The organism is Marinifilum flexuosum (assembly GCF_003610555.1).
Lineage (GTDB): Bacteria > Bacteroidota > Bacteroidia > Bacteroidales > Marinifilaceae > Marinifilum > Marinifilum flexuosum.
Window position 1 is genome coordinate 219822 of sequence record NZ_RAPQ01000011.1, and the last position, 23871, is coordinate 243692.

The following is a 23871-nucleotide window of genomic DNA, read 5'->3' on the forward strand; positions in this document are numbered from 1 at the left end:
TCATTGTATTTAATGTTATTGAATTGCCACTCATATTATAGTTTTAAGTACGGAGCTCTTTCTGTAGAGGAGGTTTTAAAAGAAAGCCAGACAGGAGAACACGATACCATTGTATTAACTGATATTAATAATACTGCAGTAAGTCTCGATTTTGTACGACAGGCAAAGGAGTTTAATATACGACCGCTTGTGGGAGCAGATATCAGGAATAGAGCGATACAGCAGTATGTTTTGTTGGCCAAAAATGCGATCGGTTTTCGGGAAATCAATGAGTTTTTATCAGGAAATCTGCATACTAGTAAGGTGTTTGAACCTGAGGCTCCGGATTTGAATGAAGTTTATGTGATCTATCCATTTCAAAGTCAGTACCGAGATCTAAAAGCAAATGAATGCATTGGAGTCAGACCACAGGATTTACCTCATTTGCCTTTTTCTGAATGGAAGAATTGCCTGGATAAGCTGGTAATTCTACAAACAGCAAGCTTTCGCAACAAAAAAGATTACAATATCCACCGACTGTTGCGGGCTATTGATAGAAACACACTACTAAGTAAGCTTTCGCAAGAGGAACAGGCGAGTTTTGAAGATAGATATAGAAGTAAGTCTGAACTGTTGGAATTGTATAACGATTATCCTGAAATTATAAAGAATACAGAAGCTTTATTGGCTGCTTGCAGTATGGATTTCGAATTTGGAACCAACAAAAACAAGAAACTTTTTACCGATTCAGAAGAAGAAGATTTTAAACTGTTAATGAAATTGGCCTGCGAAGGCTTAGAATATCGGTATCATACGATAACCGATGAAATTTTAGACCGCTTAAATAAGGAATTGGAAGTTATTTATCAGCTTGGTTTTTGTTCTTATTTTTTAATCAATTGGGATTTAGTAGACTATGCTCAAAGGAAAGGATATTATCATGTCGGACGAGGAAGTGGAGCCAATAGCCTGGTTGCTTACTTGTTGAAAATCACTAATGTTGATCCGGTTGACTTAGACCTTTACTTTGAGCGATTTATTAATCCGTTCCGATCATCACCTCCCGATTTTGATATCGATTTTTCATGGACAGATCGGGATGATGTCACACGTTATTTGTTTGATCGATATGGTTGGGACCATGTTGCCTTGTTAGGAAACTTCATCACCTTTAGTCACAAGTCGGCTTTTCGTGAAATTGGCAAAGTGTTTGGTTTGCCCGATGAAGAAATAGTGCGTTTGCAGAAAAATCCTAATCCAGTGCAAGCCGATGAATATGGAAAGTGGGTGATTCGCTATAGTGGATATATTTCAAGCTTTCCAAGCCACAATAGTATTCACTCCAGTGGGATTTTAATCTCGGATGAGCCCATTAGCAATTATTCAGCCACTGAGCTTTTGCCTAAAGGATTCCCATCCACTCAATTCGACATGTACATTTCTGAAGATTTGGGACTGCATAAGTTCGATATACTGAGTCAGCGTGGTTTGGGGAAAATAAAAGATACTTTGGATATCATTAAGCAGAACCATGGAGTGGATATCGATATTAACGACACCAAACTATTTATGGAGGATTCTCGCGTAAAGAGAATGCTAAAAAAAGGACAGGCAATTGGTTGCTTTTATGTGGAATCGCCTGCCATGCGCATGCTTTTAACCAAGCTAAAAGCTGAAGATTACAAACGCCTGGTTGCTGCCAGTTCCATTATTCGTCCGGGAGTAGCCAAAAGTGGAATGATGCGAGAATACATTATTCGCTTTCAGAATAAGGAAAGGAGAGAACAGGCAAAACGTAATTTACCTGAATTATATAATATACTTGAGGAAACCTATGGTGTAATGGTTTATCAGGAAGATGTAATTAAGGTGGCCCATTATTTTGCTGAACTAAGTTTAGATGAAGCGGATGTTTTGCGTCGGGGAATGTCGTGGAAATTTAAACAGCGAAACGAATTTACAAAGGTGAAGGATAAATTCTTCTCCAATTGTAAAGCAAAAGGTTGTGCTGATGCAGTGGTGAGCGATATATGGAGGCAAATAGAGAGTTTTGCCAATTATGCTTTTGCAAAAGGGCATTCGGCAAGTTATGCAGTAGAGAGTTTTCAGGCACTTTATTTAAAAGCATATTATCCGTTGGAATATATGGTTGCCACATTAAATAATGGAGGTGGATTTTATTCTGCACAACTTTACCTGCACGAAGCGGTGATGCATGGTGCCAGGGTAGAGGTGCCTTGTGTAAACCAGAGTTCATGGGAAAATACCATCGAAGGGAATACCATTTGGCTGGGTTTTTACCTCTTAAGAGATTTGGGACACTTAACAGGAAAAAGATTGATTGAAGAGCGCAGGGAATATGGAAAATTTAAAAGCTTACGCGATTTTGTGAAGCGTTTCCCAACCAGTTTGGAGCAACTGATAATATTAATACGTATTGGAGCTTTTCGATTTACAGGAAAAGGAAAGAAAGAATTGTTGTGGAATGCTCATTTTCTATTAGGACATACCAAGAAAACCAAACCAGAAAGAACACTTTTTCAGGCAGAGGTAAAAGAATTTGAGTTGCCTGAATTGTGGAAGCACAAGCTCGAAGATGCATTTGACGAGTTGGAATTTTTAGGATTATCAGTTCAATCACCATTTCAATTGGTGAAAAATGATTTGCCTTCTGACATAAAAGCTTGTCATTTGCCCCGTTTAATCAATCGTTACATCAGAATTGTTGGTTTTTTAATTCATCGTAAACCCACAAAAGCCAGTAATGGTAAAATTATGTATTTTGGAACATGGATAGATTTAGATGGACATTGGTTAGATACTGTGCATTTTCCACCTGTTGCCAAAGAATACCCATTTCGTGGACCTGGCTGTTATGTTATAGAAGGGCAAGTGATGGATGAGTATGGATTTCTAAGTATAGAAGTAAGCAAGATGGAACGAATGCCAAATATAAGTATTGATGATATCGTTTCAGCCTGAAAATTCTCTTTTTGTGTTGTTTACATGTTTTACATTCGTTCGAATAAAGGAAAAATCCGTGATGTGACATTTATTAATGTATTACTTTTGTACATAATCATAGTTTTATATTCTATTTTTTTTGTCCTATTACTATTTTAAAATCAGGAATAACACTTGAGGTCACCTATTCATAAGTGAAAATTTGACGTCTTTTTTGATCATTTTTTGAAAAGCTGCTAAAAAAAATATGCCAAACTTTCTTTGTGTTCTGTTTTTCAGTTATTTGTAAAAGTGAGAAAAATGAGAAAAAATCTTGCAAATAAAATCGGCGAATCTATTTTTGTCGGCGAATTTTTATCACTTTAACAAACACTATTAAAATGGCTTTTATTACTAAAGAAAAGTTCTTGTCGAATGAATGGTTAACGGCGTACACTTACCTGATTTTGGGTAGTATTATTTTTGCTGTTTCAGACATCTTATTTGTAGTACCTTACAAGTTGGCTCCGGGTGGGGTGTATGGTATTGCTACCGTACTAAATACTTTGTTTGGCTGGAAAATTAGTTACTGTACTTTTGCAATGGAGGTTCCATTGGTAATTATTGGTACAATTATTTTGGGTCCTCGATTTGGGATTAAAACAATAGTTAGTATTGGGATTATTTTGTTGACCGTTTGGATAATGGAGACATATGTTGTTCCTGGGTATCCAAAAGTAATTGCTGATCCAATGTTAAATACCATAGTTGCAGGTGTATTTTATGGTATTGCAATTGGAATGATCTTTAAGTCCAGAGCAACTTCAGGAGGATCTGATATTATTGCAATGATTTTTGCAAAATATACAAAGCTGTCATTAGGTAAATTAGTAATGATTGTTGATGGTATAATTGTATTATTTACTTTGGTACAGCCAACAGAAACAGGCGCGATTGGATGGGAGTTCGTAATTTATTCATTAATTATTATTTATATCGAAGGTAAGATTATCGATATGGTGGTAAGTGGAGCAAACTATCACAAAACAGTTATGATTGTTTCAGATCAGTATGAATCAATTGTATCTAAGATCAAAGGAGATTTAAAACGTGGTGCAACTGTATTTACAGGTACAGGAGCTTACTCAGGTGAAGAAAGAAAAATGGTTTATTCGGTAATGAGTCGTAGAGAGCTTGAGATTTTGAAGCTGCACGTTAAATCGGTAGATCCTGAAGCATTTGTGAACGTAACAGAAGCGAATGAAATTATCGGTAAAGGATTTAAATCTTTAAATGAGGAAGAAGAATAGAGAATAAACTCGAGATAATTGCTTAAATCCCTCCGTATTCGGAGGGATTTTTTTATTTTTGCATGTAGTATCACTTCAATTTACAATTCAGATATTTATTGTTTGTTATTCTGAATTCAGGCAGATCATAAAAACGTATTGTTTTTGCAGATTAGCGGGGGATTGATGCTGATTGAAAATATATCTGTAAAAAGTTGTAAGATAATTTGATTTTTTAGAAAATTATTACGTATTTTGCGACCTGTTTGAAAAGCGTTTAAGGAAAAAAATAATCTGGACTATGTCAAGAGTTTGTCAAATTACTGGAAAGAGCGTAATGGTGGGAAATAATGTTTCTCACTCTAAGAGAAGAACTAAAAGAAGATTCTATCCAAATCTTTTCGTTAAAAAGTTCTATCTTCCTGAGGAAGATCGTTGGATTGAATTGAAAGTTTCTGCTGCCGGAGTACGTCTAATTAACAAATTAGGTGTAAAAGGTGCACTTACTAAAGCTCAAGAAAAAGGATTTATTAAAAATTATTAAAAAAGGCATAGAAAATGGCTAAAAAAGGTAATAGAGTGCAAGTAATTCTTGAGTGCACTGAGCATAAGGAAAGCGGTATGCCAGGAACTTCAAGATACATCACTACTAAAAATAAAAAGAATACTCCAGATCGTATGGAGTTGAAGAAGTACAATCCTATTTTGAAGAAAGTAACCCTTCACAGAGAAATTAAATAATTTTAAGATATGGCTAAGAAAGTAGTAGCAACCCTACAGAAAGGTGAAGGCCGTGGTTACGCTAAAGTAATCAAAATGGTGAAGTCACCTAAGACTGGCGCATACTCTTTTAAAGAAGAGATTGTTCCAAATGAGAACGTAAAGGATTTCTTTGCTAAAAAGTAAGAAATTCATATCATACTGAATCATAAAAGCTTCCCGACTATTTGGGAAGCTTTTTTTGTGCTTTAAACCAAAACTTTTATTGTTTTATTTTAAAACGTTTATTGTTAATTGTTTGTGTTTACGATTTTTTGTACTTTAGCAGCTTAAAATTTAGAAGAAATGGGATTATTTGGAAGTTTTTCGAAATCGAAAAAAGAAAATCTTAATAAAGGGTTAGCCAAAACAAAGGAAAGTGTGTTTAAAAAGCTTTCCAGAGCTGTTGTTGGTAAATCTACCGTTGATGATGATGTGCTTGATGAGTTGGAAGAAGTATTGATTACTTCTGATGTGGGTGTGGATACAACATTAAAAATCATCGAACGAATTGAAGAGAGAGTTGCTCAGGATAAATTCTTGGGAACATCAGAATTGAATAGAATCTTAAAAGAGGAAATTGCTGCTCTCCTTGAAGAAAATAATAAAGGTGATTACGATGCTTACCAACTTCCAAAATCTGAATATCCATATGTTATCATGGTAGTTGGAGTGAATGGAGTAGGAAAAACTACAACCATTGGAAAGCTAGCTCATCAATTTAAGAACGCAGGAAAGAAAGTAATGCTTGGTGCAGCCGATACTTTTCGTGCAGCAGCAGTCGATCAATTAATTATTTGGTCGGAGCGAGTTGGAGTTCCTGTTGTGAATCAAGGAATGGGAGCCGATCCAGCTTCCGTTGCTTTCGAAACTTTAACTAAGGCCAAAGAAGAAGGTTCCGATGTGGTTATCATTGATACTGCTGGACGTTTACACAATAAAATCAACTTGATGAATGAGTTGAGTAAGATCAAACGTGTAATGGATAGAGTAATTCCTGGTGCTCCAAATGAAATCCTATTGATATTGGATGGTTCAACTGGTCAGAATGCATTCGAACAGGCAAAACAATTTACCAAAGCAACCGAAGTAAATGCATTGGCAATTACCAAATTGGATGGTACAGCTAAAGGTGGCGTTGTGATTGGTGTTTCCGATCAATTTAAGGTGCCAGTAAAATATATCGGAATTGGTGAAGGAATGGAGGATTTGCAGGTGTTTAACCGCAATGAATTTGTGGCTTCATTGTTTGATTGATAAAAATTACACACAATAATATAAGATAGGCTGCCTTTTTTGGTAGCCTTTTTCATTTAAGTAGATTCAAAAGTAAATATCGAGATGGGAAAAAGAGTAATTTATCCTATTTTTGCCAAAATTTAATTTGAGATAAGAGGATTGTATGAGTCAAAATAAAATCAACATTATAAGCTTAGGTTGTTCAAAAAACTTGGTTGATACCGAATTGTTAATGAAACAACTCGATGCAAACCAGTTTTCTGTTACATGTGAAGAAGAGAATAGCGATGCCAAAACCATTATTATTAATACATGTGGATTTATTGGTGATGCGAAAGAGGAATCGGTTGATACCATATTGCAATACGTAGAAGCAAAAAAAGATGGTAGAATCGATAAGCTTTTTGTGATGGGATGCTTATCGGAAAGATACAGAGAACAGCTAAGTGAAGAAATTCCGGAAGTTGATAAGTATTTTGGGAAGTTCGACTGGAAAGGAATGGTGAACGAGTTGAATAAAGACTATGTGCCAGACTTCAAAAATTTAAGAGTTGTTACTACTCCAAAGCATTTTGCTTACCTAAAAATTTCGGAAGGATGTAATCGCTCATGTTCATATTGTGCAATTCCAATTATTACAGGCAAACATGTTTCTCGTCCGATAGAAGATATTGTTGAAGAAGCAAAAAATCTTGTAAAAGGAGGAGTGAAGGAACTTTTGGTAATTGCTCAGGATCTTTCTTATTATGGTATCGATTTGTACAAAGAATCGAAATTGGCAGAATTGATAGAAGAGTTATCTAAAATTGAAAATCTTGAATGGATCAAGTTGCATTATGCATATCCAACTCAATTTCCTTACGGGATTTTAAAATTAATGCGTGAGAATCCTAAAGTTTGCTGTTACCTCGACATTGCCTTACAACATTCAAGCGACAACATGTTAAATTTGATGCGAAGAGGGATAGATCGAGCTAAAACCATTGATCTTATCAAGAAAATCCGTAAAGAAGTACCGGGTATAACGCTTCGAACTACCATGTTGGTTGGCCATCCTGGTGAAACAGAGGAAGATATAGAAGATCTTAAAGATTTCGTTCAGGAAATGAAATTTGAACGTTTGGGCGTATTTCCTTACTCTGATGAAGAAGATACCTATGCTGCGAATCACTACGAGGATAATATTCCACAAGAAGAAAAGGAGAGAAGAAAAGAGGAAATCATGTTGATACAGCAAGACATTAGCATGGAGGCCAACAAAAAACGTTTGGGCGAAGAGTTAAAAGTAGTAATTGACAGAAAAGAAGGTGATTATTATTACGGAAGAACCGAATTTGATTCCTACGAAGTAGATCCTGAAGTGTTGATTCCTGCCGAGAATGGAGATTTAAAAGTTGGAGAATTCTACAATGTTGAAATAACAGATTGTGAAGATTACGATTTGTTTGGAATTGTGAAATAGAACAATCTTACAAAAATAGATTAAAGGCCATCTGTAGAAATACAGATGTTTTTTTTTGTGCTAATTATTAATAAATTATATAATTTGATATATATTAAAATAAATTATAACATATATAATAACAAAATAAGATATATATTAAAAATATTTTTAATATATATTTAAATTCATTATATTAGAGTATAGTTTATGAAAGGATAAAACCTTCTGTTTGAAATAGTTTACTCTTTTAAAGATATGGCTGTAAAATATAAAGCGGTAAAAATGAATTCACCTTTAAAAAAGGAAGGTAGAAGGGAGCAATATTATCCAAGGGTAGCTGGTAGGGAGAAGAAGAATTTAAGAGATATTGCCGAAAGTATTTCGCAAACATCATCCTTTAGTACAATTGATGTTATTGGGGTTTTGGAAGCATTTACTTCTAAAATACCACACTTCCTAAAGGATAACTGCAGTGTAGAGCTAGGGGACTTGGGGACATTTTCTTTGCATATCAGTGGAGAAGGAGTAGATGATCCTGAACAAATAAATGCATCGAAAATTAAAAGTGTAAAAATGGCGTTTCGGCCAAGTACCAGAATAAAACAAGATTTAAATAAGGTTGGTTTTAGAAAAATCAAAAAGTGAATGTGAATTGAAAAAAGGGAACTTATACAGCTGGTTACTGTTTAGGTTCCCTTTTTCATGCAAAGCATTTATCTCTTAAAACAAACTTCCTTGCTGTTGATACATTCCTGATTTTTTTAATTCAAAAAAGCAATCTGCACAAGCTCTTACATCTGCAAGAGCATCATGAGCACCATCAAAGCCTTTGTGGAAAAGATGCTGATGCAATTCAGTTAAATTTGGCCATTTGTAACCATATCTTCCAGGAATTTTGCAAATATTGGTAGTGGTTTTCATGGTACAGATTTTTGGAATCTCTGCCAATTGACTTTTTACATCCTTACGAAGAAATTCAGCTCCAATTATCATTTCATCGAAACTAATATTGTGTGCAATTAAATATTCGGCATTATCCATTGCTGATGAAAATTCAATTAAAGCTTCGTTAAGATTTATACCTTCAGCATAAGCTCTTTCCGTTGTAATGCCATGCACATCCGATGCGTCGGTAGGAATTGTAAAGCCTTCTGGTATTATAATTCTGTTGACTGATTTAATTTTCTGATCGCGACTATCATAGAGTAGTCAAGCCAATTGAACCAAACGAGGCCAATTGTCCAAATCTGTAACGGGAGCATTCCATCTTTTTGGTAAACCAGTTGTCTCGGTGTCGAAAAATAAGTACATAGGTTGTGGTATTAAAAAAGCTCCCAAAGGAGCTTTCTGTTTATTTTACAAGCTTAGATTAAACTAAAGATTTAGCTACTTCTAAAGCAGCTTCGTAATTAGGTTCTTCAGTCATTTCAGCAACATATTCAACATGTTTTACCTCGTTGTTTTTGTCGATAACCACAACGCCACGAGCTAATAGTCGTAATTCTTCAACTACGAAACCATACTTGTATCCGAAATCACATTCTTTATGATCCGATAAAGTAACTAAGTTTTTGATTCCCTCGGTACCACAGAATCTACCTAAAGCAAATGGAAGATCGTTTGATAATGTAATGATTTGTATGTTTTCATCTAGAGATGCAGCTTCTTTATTGAATCTGTGAGTTTGAGCAGAACAAACACCAGTATCGATTGAAGGAAATACAGAAAGGATTTTCACTTTTCCATCAAAATCAGAGAGTTGAACAGGAGCTAAATCTTGTCCAAAAGCTGTGAAGTTTTCAGCTTTCATTCCTGCATCTATTTCCGTTCCTACTAAAGTCATTGCATTTCCTGCAAATGTAACTTTGCTATTGTTTTTTTGCATAATTATGTATTTTGTCGTTTAAATCAAAGATAAAAATTGTTTTGATTTATTCTAAATAAATGGGAATAAAAAAGCATAAAAAAACCGGAGAATTCATCTCCGGCTTTCTTTTATTCTAGTTGCTTTTGAGCTTTTAGTATTTTGGTGGTTATTTTCTGTTTAGATTTGTCTAAACCTACCGAAATCGTATCACCTTCAGAAATACTTGCTTTAATAATAACCTCGGCCATTTCATCTTCAAGATACTTTTGAATTGCTCGTTTTAATGGGCGGGCACCAAACTGAACATCGTATCCTTTTTCTGCAATAAAGTCTTTCGCTGCAGTAGAGATTTTGATGTTGTAACCCAAGTCGTTAACTCTCTTGTATAATCCGTTAAGTTCGATGTCGATAATCTTATGAATATCTTTCTGAGTTAAGGAATTAAACATGATCAAATCGTCAATTCTGTTCAAGAATTCAGGTGCGAAAGCTTTTTTCAAAGCCTTTTGGATAATGCTATTGGCATACTCGTTAGAATCATTTCCTCCAGTTTGGAATCCAATGCCTTTGCCAAAATCTTTCAACTCACGACTACCTATGTTAGAGGTCATGATAATGATAGAATTTTTGAAATCAACTCTTCGTCCTAAACTATCAGTCAACTGACCGTCATCTAGTAGCTGTAGAAGAATATTGAACACATCAGGATGTGCTTTCTCGATCTCATCTAAAAGGACTACTGAGTAAGGTTTTCTTCTTACTTTTTCAGTTAGTTGTCCGCCTTCTTCGTATCCTACATATCCTGGAGGTGCTCCAACCAATCTTGACACAGCAAATTTTTCCATGTATTCACTCATGTCGATACGAATTAAAGCATCTGTACTATCGAAAAGATATTCGGAAAGTACTTTTGCCAGCTGAGTTTTACCAACACCAGTAGGACCTAGGAATATGAATGTTCCAATAGGCTTGTTAGGGTCTTTTAAACCAGCACGGTTACGTTGTATTGCCTTTACGATCTTAGCAATAGCATCGTCCTGACCAACTACTTTACCTTGTAATTCATCATCCATTTTAAGTAGGCGAGAACCTTCAGCTTGTGCAATTCTCTTTACAGGAACGCCTGTCATCATTGCAACAACTTCCGCTATATCTTCTTCAGCAACCTTTTCTTTTTTAAGGCTTAATTCCTGTTCCCACTTTTCTTTTTCTTTTTCAAGATCTTCAGAGAAGTTTTTTTCTTTATCTCTAAAGCTAGCAGCTAATTCAAATTTTTGAGCTTTTACAGCTTTTATTTTGCTCTGGCGAGTTTCCTCAATCTTTTTCTCAAGTTCTTCTATAATTACCGGCACATGAATGTTTGAAATGTGAACACGAGAACCTGCTTCATCCAATGCATCAATTGCTTTATCTGGAAGATATCTGTCACTAATGTATCTCGAAGTTAGTTTTACACAAGCATCAATAGCTGCTTCTGTGTAATACACATTGTGATGATCTTCGTAACGTTCTTTGATGTTGTTTAGAATCTCAATAGTTTCTTCAGGAGAGGTAGGTTCTACCATCACTTTTTGGAAACGCCTTTCTAAAGCACCGTCTTTCTCGATATTCTGACGATATTCATCCAGGGTTGTTGCACCAATACATTGAATTTCTCCACGAGCAAGGGCTGGTTTTAACATGTTAGCAGCATCCAATGAGCCAGTTGCGCCACCTGCACCAACAATAGTGTGAATCTCATCAATAAACAAGATGATGTCAGTTGTCTTAGATAGTTCATTTAGAATGGCTTTCATTCTTTCTTCGAACTGACCACGATATTTGGTTCCTGCAACAATAGAAGCCAAATCTAAGGTTACTACACGCTTACCAAATAGTACTCGCGAAACTTTTTTCTGAACAATTCTTAAAGCTAAACCTTCTGCGATAGCAGATTTACCAACACCTGGTTCACCAATGAGTATTGGGTTGTTTTTTTTACGACGACTCAGGATCTGTGCTAAGCGCTCAATTTCAGTTTCTCTACCCACAATTGGGTCAAGAGTTCCTTCCTCTGCTGATTTTGTGATATCAATACCAAAATTATCAAGAACAGGAGTTTCTGATTTTCCTCTGGCGCTAGCACCTTTAGAACCTCCAGACATTCCACCTTTTCCCTCTCGCTCTTCAGATGGATAATCAGCTTGGGCTTTAGGGAACAAAGTTTTTAAATTTTCTTTTACCTTATTATAGTCTACAGTTTGGTCCTCTAATATTTGGGTAACCATACTCTTATCATCCTTTAATATGGCAAGAAGTAAATGACTGGTGTCAATAGTGTTATTTTTTAAGGCCTTAGCCTCTAAATAAATCAATTTAAGAACTCTTTCTGCTGATCGTTGTAAAGGAATGTTGTTTTGATCTAAATCAGTAATTGTATCTGATTTAATTTCCCTTTCAATGTTTTTTCTGATGTCGTAAAGATCAACACCCAAAGAGATAAGGATATCAACAGCAATGCCTTCACCTTCTCGAAGAATTCCTAAAAACAAATGTTCCGTTCCAATAGCGCTATTTCCAAGCCTTTCAGCTTCTTCTTTGCTGTATGAAAGAACATCTTTAATACGAGGTGAAAATTTTGAATCCATATAGTAGGTCTTTAAATTAAATTCGTAAGTAATTGTAATGTCAATATTCGAATAATATTTCTCGAATTGATTAAAGCAACATTAAAATAATGAAAAAATATTAGATACCGCCTAATTTCTGTATCAAATTTCAATTAAAAACTCAATTGAAATCGGAATTAAACTAGAAATCAAGCTCTAAAGTAAAAATGCTAAATATTTATCTTAATCCATATACAAATATAGATGCTTTTCTTACGCAAAAATCACTTATTTTGTTACTTTTGTAGTTCTGAGAAATGTTTAGAATTTTAAATTAATTATAGATGACTACGGGAGAAAGAATTATACGTATCAACATCGAGGAGGAAATGAAATCAGCCTATATCGATTATTCGATGTCGGTTATTGTTTCCAGGGCCTTGCCAGATGTTAGAGACGGCTTAAAACCGGTTCACCGAAGAGTGCTTTTCGGTATGGGCGAGTTAGGTATCACAGCAAGCAAACCGTATAAGAAATCAGCAAGAATTGTTGGTGAGGTATTGGGGAAATATCACCCACATGGTGATAGCTCTGTATACATGACCATGGTTCGTATGGCTCAACATTGGTCTTTACGTTACCCATTGATTGATGGACAAGGGAACTTTGGTTCTGTAGATGGCGATAGCCCAGCTGCTATGCGTTATACAGAGGCAAGGATGGATAAGATTGCTGAAGAAACCTTATCGGATCTGGATAAAGATACTGTTGATATGGTTCCAAACTTTGATGAATCATTAAAGGAACCAACTGTACTTCCAACCCGTATTCCTAACCTTCTTGTTAATGGTGCATCTGGTATTGCTGTAGGTATGGCAACTAATATGCCTCCACATAACTTATCAGATACTATTGATGCGATTGTAACCACTATTGATAATAAAGAAGTGGAAATGGATGAGCTTATTAAGATTATTAAAGCTCCGGATTTCCCGACGGGCGGTACGATTTATGGTTATCAAGGTGTTAGAGAGGCATTTGAGACAGGTAGGGGGCGTGTGGTAATTCGTTCCAAAACTAATATTGAAACGGATGAAAAAGGCCGTGAAAAGATAATTGTAACAGAAATTCCTTACATGGTTAATAAAGCAGAGCTGATTATGAAGGCTGCTGATTTAATCAACGATAAAAAGATTGATGGAATTTCGAATGTAAACGATGAATCAGACCGTAATGGTATGAGAATCGTATTCGATCTTAAGAGAGATGCAATTGCAAATGTTGTGTTGAATAAATTATTCAAATACACGCAAATGCAAACTTCTTTTAGTGTAAATAATATTGCACTCGTAAAAGGGCGTCCAAAATTGCTTAATCTGCGTGAATTAATTGATAATTTCGTAGAGCACAGACATGACGTTGTTGTGCGCAGAACTCAATATGAATTAAGACAAGCTGAAAAGAAAGCGCACATTCTTAAAGGGTTGATTATTGCCTTAGATCATATTGATGAAGTGATTGCATTAATCAGAGGTTCTAAGACTCCTGAGGAAGCGAAGAATGGATTGATGAGCAACTTTGATTTGGATGAAGTTCAAGCAAAAGCAATTCTTGATATGCGCTTGCAAAAACTTACAGGTTTAGAACGTGAGAAATTGCATGAGGAATACGAGGAATTGATGAAGTTGATCGATCACTTGAATGCAATTCTTGCTAATGAATCGATGAGAATGGATATCATTAAAGAAGAATTGATGGAAGTTAAAGCAAAATACGGTGATGAAAGAAGAACCGATATTGTTTATGCTTCTGAAGAGTTCAACCCAGAAGATTTCTATGCTGATGAAGAAATGGTAATTACGATTTCTCACATGGGTTATATCAAACGTACGCCATTAGCAGAGTTTAAAACACAGCATAGAGGTGGAGTAGGTTCAAAAGGATCTATTACCAGAGAGGAAGATTTCCTTGAACACATGATTATGGCTACAATGCATAATACCATGTTATTCTTTACAGAAAAAGGAAAATGTTTCTGGCTTAAAGTATACGAAATCCCAGAAGGAACTAAGCAGTCGAAGGGTAGAGCAATTCAAAATCTGTTGAATATTGAGCCGGATGACAATGTGAAGGCATATATAAATGTTCTTAACCTAAAAGAAGAGGAATATATTAATAATAACTACATAGTTTTATGTACTAAGAAAGGTGTTGTTAAGAAAACTCCTCTTGAAGCTTATTCTCGCCCTAGAGTGAATGGTGTAAATGCAATCACTATTCGTGAAGGAGATCAACTTCTGGAAGCAAAACTTACAAATGGTAAGAATGAAATCTTAATTGCAGGACGTTCGGGTAAAGCCATTCGATTTGCTGAAGATCAAGTTCGTTCAATGGGTAGAACAGCCTCTGGAGTACGAGGAATTACGCTGAAAGACGAGAGTGATGCAGTTGTTGGCATGATATGTGTTGAGAATGGAGAAGAGGATATTCTTGTTGTTTCGGAAAATGGTTATGGTAAAAGATCAAATATTGATGATTACAGAATTACCAACAGAGGAGGTAAAGGTGTTAAAACCATAAGCATTACTGAAAAAACTGGTGATTTGATTGCTATTAAGAATGTAACTGACAATGATGATTTGATGATCATTAATAAATCAGGTATTACCATTCGATTGGCAGTTTCAGATCTTCGAGTTATGGGACGAGCGACTCAAGGTGTTCGTTTGATTAATTTGAGTAAAAAGAGTGATTCTATTGCTGCTGTAGCTAAAGTAAATTCATCGAATGAAGATGATGAAGAAAAAGGAGCGGAGCAAGCAACTGAAAATACTGAAGAGTAGTATTTTGATACGTAGAATAATTATAAAGTGATTAATCTTGTTCGAATATTCAAAGAAAGGTATATTTTTGTTCGAGATTGTTATAAAAACTAAACATTGATTATGAGAAAATTATCATTAATTCTGGTTATGATTTTGAGCGTTTCGGCTGTATTCGCACAAAAAAGTAAGGTTACCGGAGCACAAAACTTTCTTACTTCAGGTAAGTTAGATAAGGCTAAAGCAGCTATTGATGAAGGAATTAAGCATGAAAAATGTGTAAACTATCCTAAAGCATACCTTGTAAAAGGTAAAGTTTACCAAGGAATTTTTGAGAGTCCACTTCCTGCATATAAAGATTTGGCTAAAAATCCACTTGATGTGGCTTTTGCTGCTTATATTAAAGCTTTAGAATTGGATGAAAAAGGAAAAATGGTTAAACCTGTAAAAGCACAGATGACTAATATGATTCCTGATTATACCAATGAAGCTGTAAATCTTTATAACGAAGGAGACCATGCTGGTGCATTGGCGGCTTTTGAAAAAGTATTGGAGATTGAAGCGATGGATATGTTTAAAGATAATCCTGTGGTAGATACTGCAGTTATTTTTAATGCAGGTATGGCAGCTCAGAAAGCTGAAATGTATGATAAAGCTATTAAGTATTACAAGCAATCTATTGATTACAATTACGGTGGAGCTAAATCATATGCTAATTTGGCAAATGTTTTAAAAACAAACGGTAATGAAGTAGAAGCAGTTAAATATCTTCACAAAGGTTTTGAATTGTTCCCAAATGATTCTTGGATGTTAGTTGAGTTAATTAACTACTATATGTTAGGAGGAGAGCCTCAAAAAGCTGCTGATTACCTTGATAAAGCCATTGCTTTAGATCCTAATAATGGTTCTTTCTATCGCGCAAAAGGTACTTTATATGAAAAGACTAAAGAACCAGCAAAAGCTGAAGAAATGTACATTAAGGCTTTAGAGTTAACTCCAGATGATTATACATCTCAGTATAACCTAGGACTTTTAAAGTTGAACGCAGCAATTGCTAAGCACAAAGAGGCTAATGAAATCATGGATGCTAAAAAGTACAATGCAGCAATTAAGGTTGTTTATGCAGAGTATGAAAAAGTAATTCCATATTTTGAAAAAGTTCTTGAAATGCAGCCAGATGAGAAAAACTCATTGATTACTTTGAAAGAATTATATTTCAAACTTAGAAACGAAAACGAAGCTTATTTAGAAAAATACAACGAAGTGAAAGCTAAGTTGGACGGAATGGAATAAAATTTCTATATTGACATAAAAAAGAGGGAAGCATTGTGTTTCCCTCTTTTTTTGTTACATTTAAACATCATTAAGTTTAATTATAGAAAACATGAAAAAATTATCATTCATTCTGGTTATGATTTTTAGCGTTTCTTCTGTATTCGCACAAAAAAGTAAGATAACCGGAGCGCAAAATTATCTTACTTCAGGTAAATTAGATAAAGCTAAAGAAGCTATTGATGAAGGAATTAAGCATGAAAAATGTGTAAACTACCCCAAAGCCTACCTTGTAAAGGGTAAAGTTTACCAAGGTATTTTTGAAAGTCCACTTCCTGTTTATAAGAGTTTAGAAAAAAATCCTTTGGATATTGCATATGCTGCATATTTAAAGGCGCTTGAGTTAGATCAGAAAGGGAAGATGCTTAAGCCTGTAAAAGCTCAAATGACCAATATGATTCCTGATTACACAAACGAAGCTGTTACTCGTTATAATGAAAAAGATTATGCTGGAGCTTTGGCAGCATTTGAAAAAGTTCTTGAAATTGAATCCATGAATTTCTTTAAAGACAATCAAGTTGTAGATACTATTGTAATTTATAATGCAGGTATGGCAGCTCAGAAAGCTGAGAAATATGATAAAGCAATTAAGTATTATAAGCAATCTATTGATTACAAGTATGGAGGGGCAAAAACATATGCATATTTGTCGAAGGTTTTAAAAGCAAAGGGTAATGAAAAAGAAGCTGTAGAGTATATTCAGAAAGGATTTGAGTTGTTTCCAAATGACTCTGATATGCTTGTTGAATTAATTAATTATTACATGTTTGGAGGAGAGCCACAGAAAGCAGCGGATTATTTAGATAAAGCGATTGCTCTGGATCCAAACAATGCATCTTTTTATAGCGCAAAAGGCCAATTATATGATAAAATGGGAGAGTTAGATAACGCCATCACCATGTATAAAAAATCAATAGAATTAGATCCAGAAGCGTTTATTCCTAGATATAATTTGGCCATTATTGTTTCAAATAAAGTTAGTAAGCATCATAAAGAAGTAAATGAAATTTTGGATGCTAAAAAATATAATGAAGCAATAAAAGAGGTTTATGCTGAGTACGAAAATGTTATACCATATTTTGAAAGTGCACTAGAAGTAAAACCAGGTGAGAAAAACATCTTGTTGATTCTGAAAGAAATTTATTTCAAGCTTAGAAATCAAAAAGAGGCTTACCTTGAAAAATATAATGAGGTTAAATCTCAATTGGATGACATACAATAAGGCTAAATTAAGGGATCAAAGATTGATCCCTTTTTAAATACTTGCATAAAAAACATAATATGAATTATAAGACTTGTAATGGTTTGATTTTATGCTTTCTATATTTTATTTGAATTCTTATTGCAAGTATTCTTGGAGTATTTGAATTAGTTTCCTTGGATCAATTGGTTTGGTTATGAAATTATCAGCGCCTGCATGTAAACATTCTTCTCGTTCATTGTTCATTGCGTATGCAGTTTGTACAATAACAGGAATTGATTTATTTGTATCCTTAATCTGTTTAATAGCTTCCATGCCATCTATTTCAGGCATTCTGATATCCATTAGCACCAAATCAATTTTAGGATTGTTATCACGACAAATTTGGATTGCATCTTTTCCGTTTTTTGCCCATACAACTGATGCGTCGGTTAATTCGATTATTGCATTTAAATAATTAAAGTTAGATCGAACATCTTCAGCTATTAGAATATTCTTTTCAGAAAAATCTAAATCGTTAATGGAACCAAGATTATCATTTGAGTTTGGCTTAGTATCATTTAGTAAATCCATCTGAACTCTACCATTGCCTGATAATCTGAAGTAAAAATTTGATCCAACGCTTTCTTCTGAATCAAACCAGATTTCACCCTTCAACAATTGAATTAACTTTTTACACAAAGTAAGCCCTAATCCAAAACCTTCGAATTTTCTATTGGCTTCATAATCCAGTTGTCGAAATACTTCAAATATATGTTTTTGTTTTTCCTTAGAAATTCCAATGCCCGTATCTCTTATGTAAAAAACTGGAATCGACTTATCATCTATATAATACCCTAATTCAATATTGCCAGTATTGGTAAATTTGATAGCATTATCAACCAAACTATCCATTATTTGAATCAACTTATCACGGTCAGATTCAATCTGTACATCCTCAGAATTATTAGGAAATACCAATTTAAAATTTACTTGAGGCTTATTGGCGAGTTGAGAATTCAAATGTGCTTTTACATCCCTTAAAGTTTCATTTATTTTAAAAGTTTTCAATGTGTAATTTAGTTGGTTTGAATCTATTTTTGATACATACAATAGATTATTAACCATCTTAAGCAGTTTACTGCTGCTATTCAGTATGTTATCAATAAATCCCTTCTGTTCTATGGGATTAATATCTTGATTTTTTAATAAATTTGAAAACCCAATTATTGCATTGATTGGAGTTCTAAATTCATGACTGATATTTGAAAGAAATGCTGATTTTAATTCATTTGATTCTTCAGCTTCTTTCTTTGCCTTTTCCAACTCCTTCTGAGTCTTTGAAATTGTGATGAGATCAAGGATAGATTTTTCGTGAAACAAACACGCCTTTATTGAAATAGCAAATTTATTAATTACATTTTTAAGTTTCCTTTGTTCAATTTCATCCCACAGTTTGTCTTGGGCCGAAGAATACAATACAACAAACCCTAACTCCCGTAGTTTGTAGCAGGTGATAACACCTCTCTCCTTCTTTCTAAACCCAATTGCTTCTCTCGCCTCCATTGTTAATGGAATTGAAAAGGAATCCTTTTCTTCGAAACATTGATTTAAAAAATTAGAATCTTCTATATAAGTTTGCTCAAGTTTAATTTGTGGATGAGAATATATTACTGTATATCCAGTAGTTTTTGCTGAGTATGGAATACTATAATTTCGAATCCAAACGCCTCCAAACTCTAAGTTTTTTCTTGACATCAAAGTTTGTAAGAAATTTTTACAGTTTTCTTTTCTATCAAGAGATTGTCCTACAGATAAAGAAAGTTCGTATAAAAAAGATATATCAGTAATTAAGCTATTTGTATTCATTATTATAAATTAATAAGCTAGTCCTAAAACAATCGATTTGTTTAGTAATTCCAAGTATCCTTCCCCACTAGAGTATATTTCTCCTATAGATAACGCACCTTCCAATTCACAATGAGGAAATTTTGTAATCAGCTCATTGTTTAATGCTTCCAATTCTTCGTCAAATTGATTTTGTAAATGTTTAACTCTTGATATACAGCTAAACATTATTGCAATTGGAGTACCCTTCGTTTCCACAAGACAATTGGAAATCATTATTTTTGAGATACTTTCTAGCTGTTCTTTTTCAATAGCCAGAATATCAATTAATGAATTTTCAGGAATATTACCAACACATGTTATGTGACCATTTGGATTTACATCAAACGGATCACGTACAATGTAATCCCTTTCTTCCTTATAGATTCCAAATGGAAAATGAATTGAATGTGTTGAGAAATTTTCTTTTGTTAGATTAATGTTTTGAGTTTCCTTGAGACATTTTTTATATACTTCAAATGCATTTTCCCAGTTGAGCTCTTTAATTAAATTTTTTTCTGATTTGGTAACAATAAATGGACCTTCAGACTTTTGCCATCCATGCTTTGAATCCATTCGAGTATTCGAATTTAGAAACACGACAATGGTTCCTGTGTTAAAGACTCCATCATTGGTTAATAAAATGCCTTTATCTTTGGTTTCTAAACAACCTACACCACCACCGAAAAAGCGAACGTTATTTCCTAAATGTGTAAATAAAGTGGTCAAATGATCAGATGCCTTTTCGGAAAGACCATCAATTAAAGTAAATGCCGTGGTGAATTTATGTTCGTGATAATCTGCATACTGATTTAAAAATTCCTCCTCAGAGTTGAAGTAAATTGGGACTACATCCAAATTAATCATTTTAATGATTATACCAGTGTCGGATGTAAGATTTTTATAAATCACTTTAGGAAATACTCCACCTATGAATAAGTGTTTTGCTTTATTTAAGGAAAGTACTAGTTCCTCTAGGTTTAATTTACAGTTTTCCCCAATCAATAATAAAAATTGAGTATTATCAGAAACAGATAGTCTCTTTAAACCTTTAAGAATACTATTGATAGTAGGTTTTTCTAAATACATAAACCTTAAAAGTGATTGATGTGATTTACAATGTTAGCAAAATTAAAAAATAATTTTCCTCAGATTTGACAAAATATCAAAACGAGATTGTCAAGTGGCGATTTTTGTGTTTTATCGAAAAAAAAAACCGGTTTTTAAATTAAAACCGGCTTTTTTGTTATCTAATCTTTTTAAATGATTCTATTACAGCTTCACTAAGTCGATCCGCAACCAGATCTTCATCCCCAACTCCATCAACTAATTCTAGTTTATTTTGTTTCGAATAGTAATTACTCACTTTAGAACTTCTTTTTTCGTGTTGTTCCAATCGATGAATAATTATATCAGTATCGGCATCATATGCTCTTTTGCTCTGTGTTTTGCTTCGGGCTGTTAACCTTTTAATCGACTCCAAAGTAGGTACATTCAAACTAATAGTGGAAGTAACCGTAGATTGAAGTTTTCTAAGTAATCCATCCAAAATATATGCCTGAACAATTGTTCTAGGAAACCCTTTAAAAATAAATCCGTTTGCGTCAGGATGCTTTTTGATTTGTCTTTCAATAAGTTTAATCGCAATTTCATCAGGAACTATATCTCCTTTCTCGATATAAGTTTTAGCACTTTTCCCCATTTCAGTTCCTTTCTTAATTTCCTGACGCATTAAATGTCCAGTTGAAATATAAACCAAGTTGAATTTTTCTGCTAATTTTCTTCCCTGAGTTCCTTTTCCTGATCCTGGAGGTCCAAGAAGAACTAAATTGATCCAAGATTTTTCAAGTGTTTGATCAATAACATTCGTTAAACGATCGAAAATTTGATTAATTCCACCTAATCCATCAATCCCATGATAGATTTCTTTTTCCTTATAAAAGTTAGCTACTGGAGCAGTTTTGGTGTCATATTCTTGTAGTCTAACATTTATTACCTCTTCAGTATCATCAGGTCTGTTCTCTTTAGTTGCTCTATCAAGCAAACGATTGCGTAATTGATCCGTAGGAACTTCTAGGCTCAACATACAATCTAATTTCGTGTTCATTTTTAGAAGCAAACCTTCTAAAATATAGGCCTGTACTGTTGTACGTGGAAAACCATCGAATAAAAAGCCCTTAACTTCGGTATTTGTTTTTATTCTCTCCTCAATAATTTGAACTATAATTTCATCCGGTACTAAACCTCCCTTTTTGATTATGTCTTTAGCTTGTAGGCCTAATTCGGTTCCTTCCGCAATTTCATTTCTTAGGATATCTCCAGTTGATATATATGCTAAGTTATACTTCTCAACCAGCATTTTAGACTGAGTTCCCTTTCCGGCACCAGGAGGTCCGAACAATGCAATGTTTAACATGTGGTTAAATTTATGTTTTTTAAGTTAGTTAAGATCCAAAATTAGTAAATTTTATGCTACATCTACCCGTTTTTAATGTTTTTATATGCTTTATTATTTTAAAAACATACGCACAGAAAAATTAAATTTTTTAGCAATTCTAAAAGCTTCTGCAAACCAACAAAATAGGTGAAGAATACCAATTAGCATAAAGATTGGAAAAATAGGCCCTATCCAGAAAGAGTAATTTACAATAGAGAAAAAGATATATCCGCCAATTAAAAGTACACATCCAATAAATTCATATTTCCAAACAACAATCAAGCCTATAAGCATTATAAAATTGCCAAGAAATAATTTTACTTCCTGATTGCTCATCATGTCGAAATCAGGAGAACCTATTTCTATAGCAAACCAAACAAAAAATAGGAATAGAAATATTCCTAAAAATCTAGCTACCCAACGAATAATGTTTATTAATAACTTCAAATCTAATAATGTTTTGCCATTTCAATTTAGCGTAATTCAAATATAACCGATTTAAAATGGATTTGAAAGTTTGATCTTAAACTAAATTGCTTTCTAAATTTTATGAGTAAAAAAACAATGTTTTATATGCTTGATTATTAATAAATTTAAGTTGACATTCTTCAATTAAAGGCGTATATTTTTATATCTAACGAACTATTTAAACTTATTGTTATGAATGCAAATTATATATGTCCACATTGTCGAAACTATCTAAATGTTAATGATAGAATTGTGATCTCAGCAAAAAATGAAAGAGGGCAAAAAGGAGTACTTTTATTTAGCATACACCTTGGTGATTATGAGATTCTTAAGCATGCGAATTTTGAAATGGAGAATGATGAGAAAATTTCCATGTTTTGTCCTTGTTGCCACAAAAGTTTATTGGACAAAAGAATTCATGAGAACATTTACAAAATCGTAATGCAGGATGAAGAAGACCAAGAATATGAAATTTTATTCTCGGGAGTATATGGTGAACGTTGCACCTATCAAATTTCTGAGGATAAAGTAGATACTTATGGTGAGCATGCAGCTAAATACCTAAACTTCACGAATTTGATTGATATGTCTTGAAATCATGAAGAGACATAATAGTAATCCGTTGATTCGCCCAGAAGATGTTAAGGCTTCCAATCCTTCATTTAAGGTTTTAGGAGCATTTAACCCTGGAGCAATACAATTTAGAGATGAAACTCTTCTTTTGATCAGAGTGGCAGAGAATTCTTTACCCGAAGAAAATCACATTACCATTCCGTATTATCAAAATGGAGAAGCCAAGGTAATGAGAATTGAAAAGGATGATCCTGAATTGATTTATAAAGATACACGAGGGTATTTTTATAAAGGTGTTGATTATTTAACAACTATGAGTCACCTGAGATTGGCTCGTAGCAATGATGGAATAAAATTTATTGTAGAGGGAAAACCATTTATCTACCCTACTCTGGATTGTGAGTGTTTTGGAGTTGAGGATGCTAGAATTGTTCAAATAGATGATGTTTTTTACATTAACTACACCGCTGTTTCAGGAGATGGATATGTAACTTATTTGGCCAAAACCAAAGATTTTATAAATGTGGAAAAGCTTGGAATTGTCTTCCCTCCTTTAAACAAAGATGTGGCTTTCTTCCCTGAGAAAGTAAATGGAAAATATGCAGCCATTCATCGTCCGGATAATAAGGGATTTGGATTACCTTCTATTTGGTATGCTACTTCTCCAGATATGATGAATTGGGGTGAACATATTTGTTTGTTACGTCCTGATGCATCAAAAACAGAACAGCAAAAAATTGGAGGCGGTTCTTCTCCAATTAAAACAGATAAAGGTTGGTTGATAGTTTACCATGCGAAAGGAGAAGATAGCGTTTACTCCTTAAAATTACTGCTTCTTGATCTTCATGATCCTACTAAAATATTAAAGAAAGTAGATACACCTGTATTGATTCCAGAAATGGAATATGAGAAAAATGGCTTTTTCCCTAATGTTGTTTTTACAAATGGTTTAGTGGAAAAAGATAATGGAGAATTGTGGATTTATTATGGCGCTTGTGATGAGACGGTTTGTCTTGCAATTACAAGTGTACAAGATCTTTTAAAATATTTTAATTAAGCCTATT

The 23871-nt window shown here is 34.0% G+C and carries 20 protein-coding genes; 13 read left to right on the forward strand and 7 right to left on the reverse strand.

The features are described 5' to 3' along the window. Window positions 1–12: 12 nt before the first annotated feature. From BXY64_RS17095 to BXY64_RS17130, 8 genes are all read left to right on the forward strand, one after another. Window positions 13–2961, forward strand: coding sequence for a DNA polymerase III subunit alpha (locus BXY64_RS17095; RefSeq protein ID WP_120241201.1), 2949 nt, complete (start codon window positions 13–15; stop codon window positions 2959–2961). Between the two features lie 362 nt (window positions 2962–3323). Beyond that, window positions 3324–4232 (forward strand): YitT family protein, encoded by a 909-nt coding sequence (locus BXY64_RS17100; RefSeq protein ID WP_120241202.1) that lies wholly within the window; start codon window positions 3324–3326, stop codon window positions 4230–4232. 280 nt (window positions 4233–4512) lie between these two features. Beyond that, window positions 4513–4755, forward strand: a complete 243-nt coding sequence (gene rpmB, locus BXY64_RS17105) for a 50S ribosomal protein L28 (RefSeq protein WP_054721835.1) — start codon at window positions 4513–4515, stop codon at window positions 4753–4755. A gap of 14 nt (window positions 4756–4769) precedes the next feature. Continuing rightward, window positions 4770–4952 carry a 50S ribosomal protein L33 gene (gene rpmG / locus BXY64_RS17110; protein ID WP_054721833.1) on the forward strand — a complete coding sequence of 61 codons (183 nt, stop codon included), beginning with the start codon at window positions 4770–4772 and terminating at the stop codon, window positions 4950–4952. A gap of 9 nt (window positions 4953–4961) precedes the next feature. Continuing rightward, window positions 4962–5117: a DUF4295 domain-containing protein gene (locus BXY64_RS17115; protein ID WP_083464733.1), complete on the forward strand. Its 156-nt coding sequence runs from the start codon at window positions 4962–4964 to the stop codon at window positions 5115–5117. A 159-nt stretch (window positions 5118–5276) separates the two neighbouring features. Beyond that, window positions 5277–6227: a signal recognition particle-docking protein FtsY gene (ftsY, locus tag BXY64_RS17120; RefSeq protein ID WP_120241203.1), complete on the forward strand. Its 951-nt coding sequence runs from the start codon at window positions 5277–5279 to the stop codon at window positions 6225–6227. A 145-nt stretch (window positions 6228–6372) separates the two neighbouring features. Continuing rightward, complete coding sequence (gene rimO, locus BXY64_RS17125) at window positions 6373–7671, forward strand: 30S ribosomal protein S12 methylthiotransferase RimO (RefSeq protein WP_120241204.1); 1299 nt, start codon at window positions 6373–6375, stop codon at window positions 7669–7671. A 237-nt stretch (window positions 7672–7908) separates the two neighbouring features. After that, window positions 7909–8298 (forward strand): HU family DNA-binding protein, encoded by a 390-nt coding sequence (locus tag BXY64_RS17130; RefSeq protein ID WP_120241205.1) that lies wholly within the window; start codon window positions 7909–7911, stop codon window positions 8296–8298. A gap of 75 nt (window positions 8299–8373) precedes the next feature. Here the strand turns inward: BXY64_RS17130 and BXY64_RS17135 are convergent, their stop codons facing one another. The 3 genes from BXY64_RS17135 to BXY64_RS17145 all read right to left on the reverse strand — a co-directional run bounded on the left by BXY64_RS17135 (window position 8374) and on the right by BXY64_RS17145 (window position 12147). Beyond that, entirely contained in the window at window positions 8374–8835 is a 462-nt protein-coding gene (locus tag BXY64_RS17135) for a 3'-5' exonuclease (RefSeq protein ID WP_211334542.1), read from the reverse strand. A gap of 187 nt (window positions 8836–9022) precedes the next feature. Then, window positions 9023–9538, reverse strand: a complete 516-nt coding sequence (gene tpx / locus BXY64_RS17140; RefSeq protein WP_120241206.1) for a thiol peroxidase — start codon at window positions 9536–9538, stop codon at window positions 9023–9025. 110 nt (window positions 9539–9648) lie between these two features. Beyond that, window positions 9649–12147, reverse strand: a complete 2499-nt coding sequence (locus BXY64_RS17145; RefSeq protein WP_120241207.1) for an ATP-dependent Clp protease ATP-binding subunit — start codon at window positions 12145–12147, stop codon at window positions 9649–9651. Window positions 12148–12452: 305 nt separating this feature from the next. On the opposite strand from BXY64_RS17145, the gene gyrA reads away from it, so the two are divergent. From gyrA to BXY64_RS17160, 3 genes are all read left to right on the forward strand, one after another. After that, complete coding sequence (gyrA, locus tag BXY64_RS17150; RefSeq protein ID WP_120241208.1) at window positions 12453–14951, forward strand: DNA gyrase subunit A; 2499 nt, start codon at window positions 12453–12455, stop codon at window positions 14949–14951. 102 nt (window positions 14952–15053) lie between these two features. Further along, entirely contained in the window at window positions 15054–16223 is a 1170-nt protein-coding gene (locus tag BXY64_RS17155) for a tetratricopeptide repeat protein (protein ID WP_120241209.1), read from the forward strand. A 91-nt stretch (window positions 16224–16314) separates the two neighbouring features. Then, on the forward strand, window positions 16315–17484 hold the full coding sequence (locus BXY64_RS17160) for a tetratricopeptide repeat protein (protein WP_120241210.1): 1170 nt from the start codon (window positions 16315–16317) through the stop codon (window positions 17482–17484). 117 nt (window positions 17485–17601) lie between these two features. Here BXY64_RS17160 and BXY64_RS17165 read toward each other — a convergent pair whose 3' ends face one another. The 4 genes from BXY64_RS17165 to BXY64_RS17180 form a co-directional block, all read right to left on the reverse strand. Further along, window positions 17602–19311 (reverse strand): hybrid sensor histidine kinase/response regulator, encoded by a 1710-nt coding sequence (locus tag BXY64_RS17165; protein WP_120241211.1) that lies wholly within the window; start codon window positions 19309–19311, stop codon window positions 17602–17604. Window positions 19312–19320: 9 nt separating this feature from the next. After that, window positions 19321–20418: an FIST signal transduction protein gene (locus BXY64_RS17170; RefSeq protein WP_120241212.1), complete on the reverse strand. Its 1098-nt coding sequence runs from the start codon at window positions 20416–20418 to the stop codon at window positions 19321–19323. 157 nt (window positions 20419–20575) lie between these two features. Next, window positions 20576–21745 carry an adenylate kinase gene (locus BXY64_RS17175; RefSeq protein ID WP_120241213.1) on the reverse strand — a complete coding sequence of 390 codons (1170 nt, stop codon included), beginning with the start codon at window positions 21743–21745 and terminating at the stop codon, window positions 20576–20578. Window positions 21746–21838: 93 nt separating this feature from the next. Then, on the reverse strand, window positions 21839–22213 hold the full coding sequence (locus BXY64_RS17180; RefSeq protein ID WP_147376026.1) for a DUF7670 domain-containing protein: 375 nt from the start codon (window positions 22211–22213) through the stop codon (window positions 21839–21841). Window positions 22214–22426: 213 nt separating this feature from the next. Between BXY64_RS17180 and BXY64_RS17185 the strand changes: the two genes are divergently transcribed. After that, on the forward strand, window positions 22427–22828 hold the full coding sequence (locus BXY64_RS17185) for a hypothetical protein (protein ID WP_120241215.1): 402 nt from the start codon (window positions 22427–22429) through the stop codon (window positions 22826–22828). A gap of 4 nt (window positions 22829–22832) precedes the next feature. Further along, window positions 22833–23864, forward strand: a complete 1032-nt coding sequence (locus BXY64_RS17190; protein ID WP_120241216.1) for a glycoside hydrolase family 130 protein — start codon at window positions 22833–22835, stop codon at window positions 23862–23864. The last annotated feature ends 7 nt before the right edge of the window (window positions 23865–23871 follow it).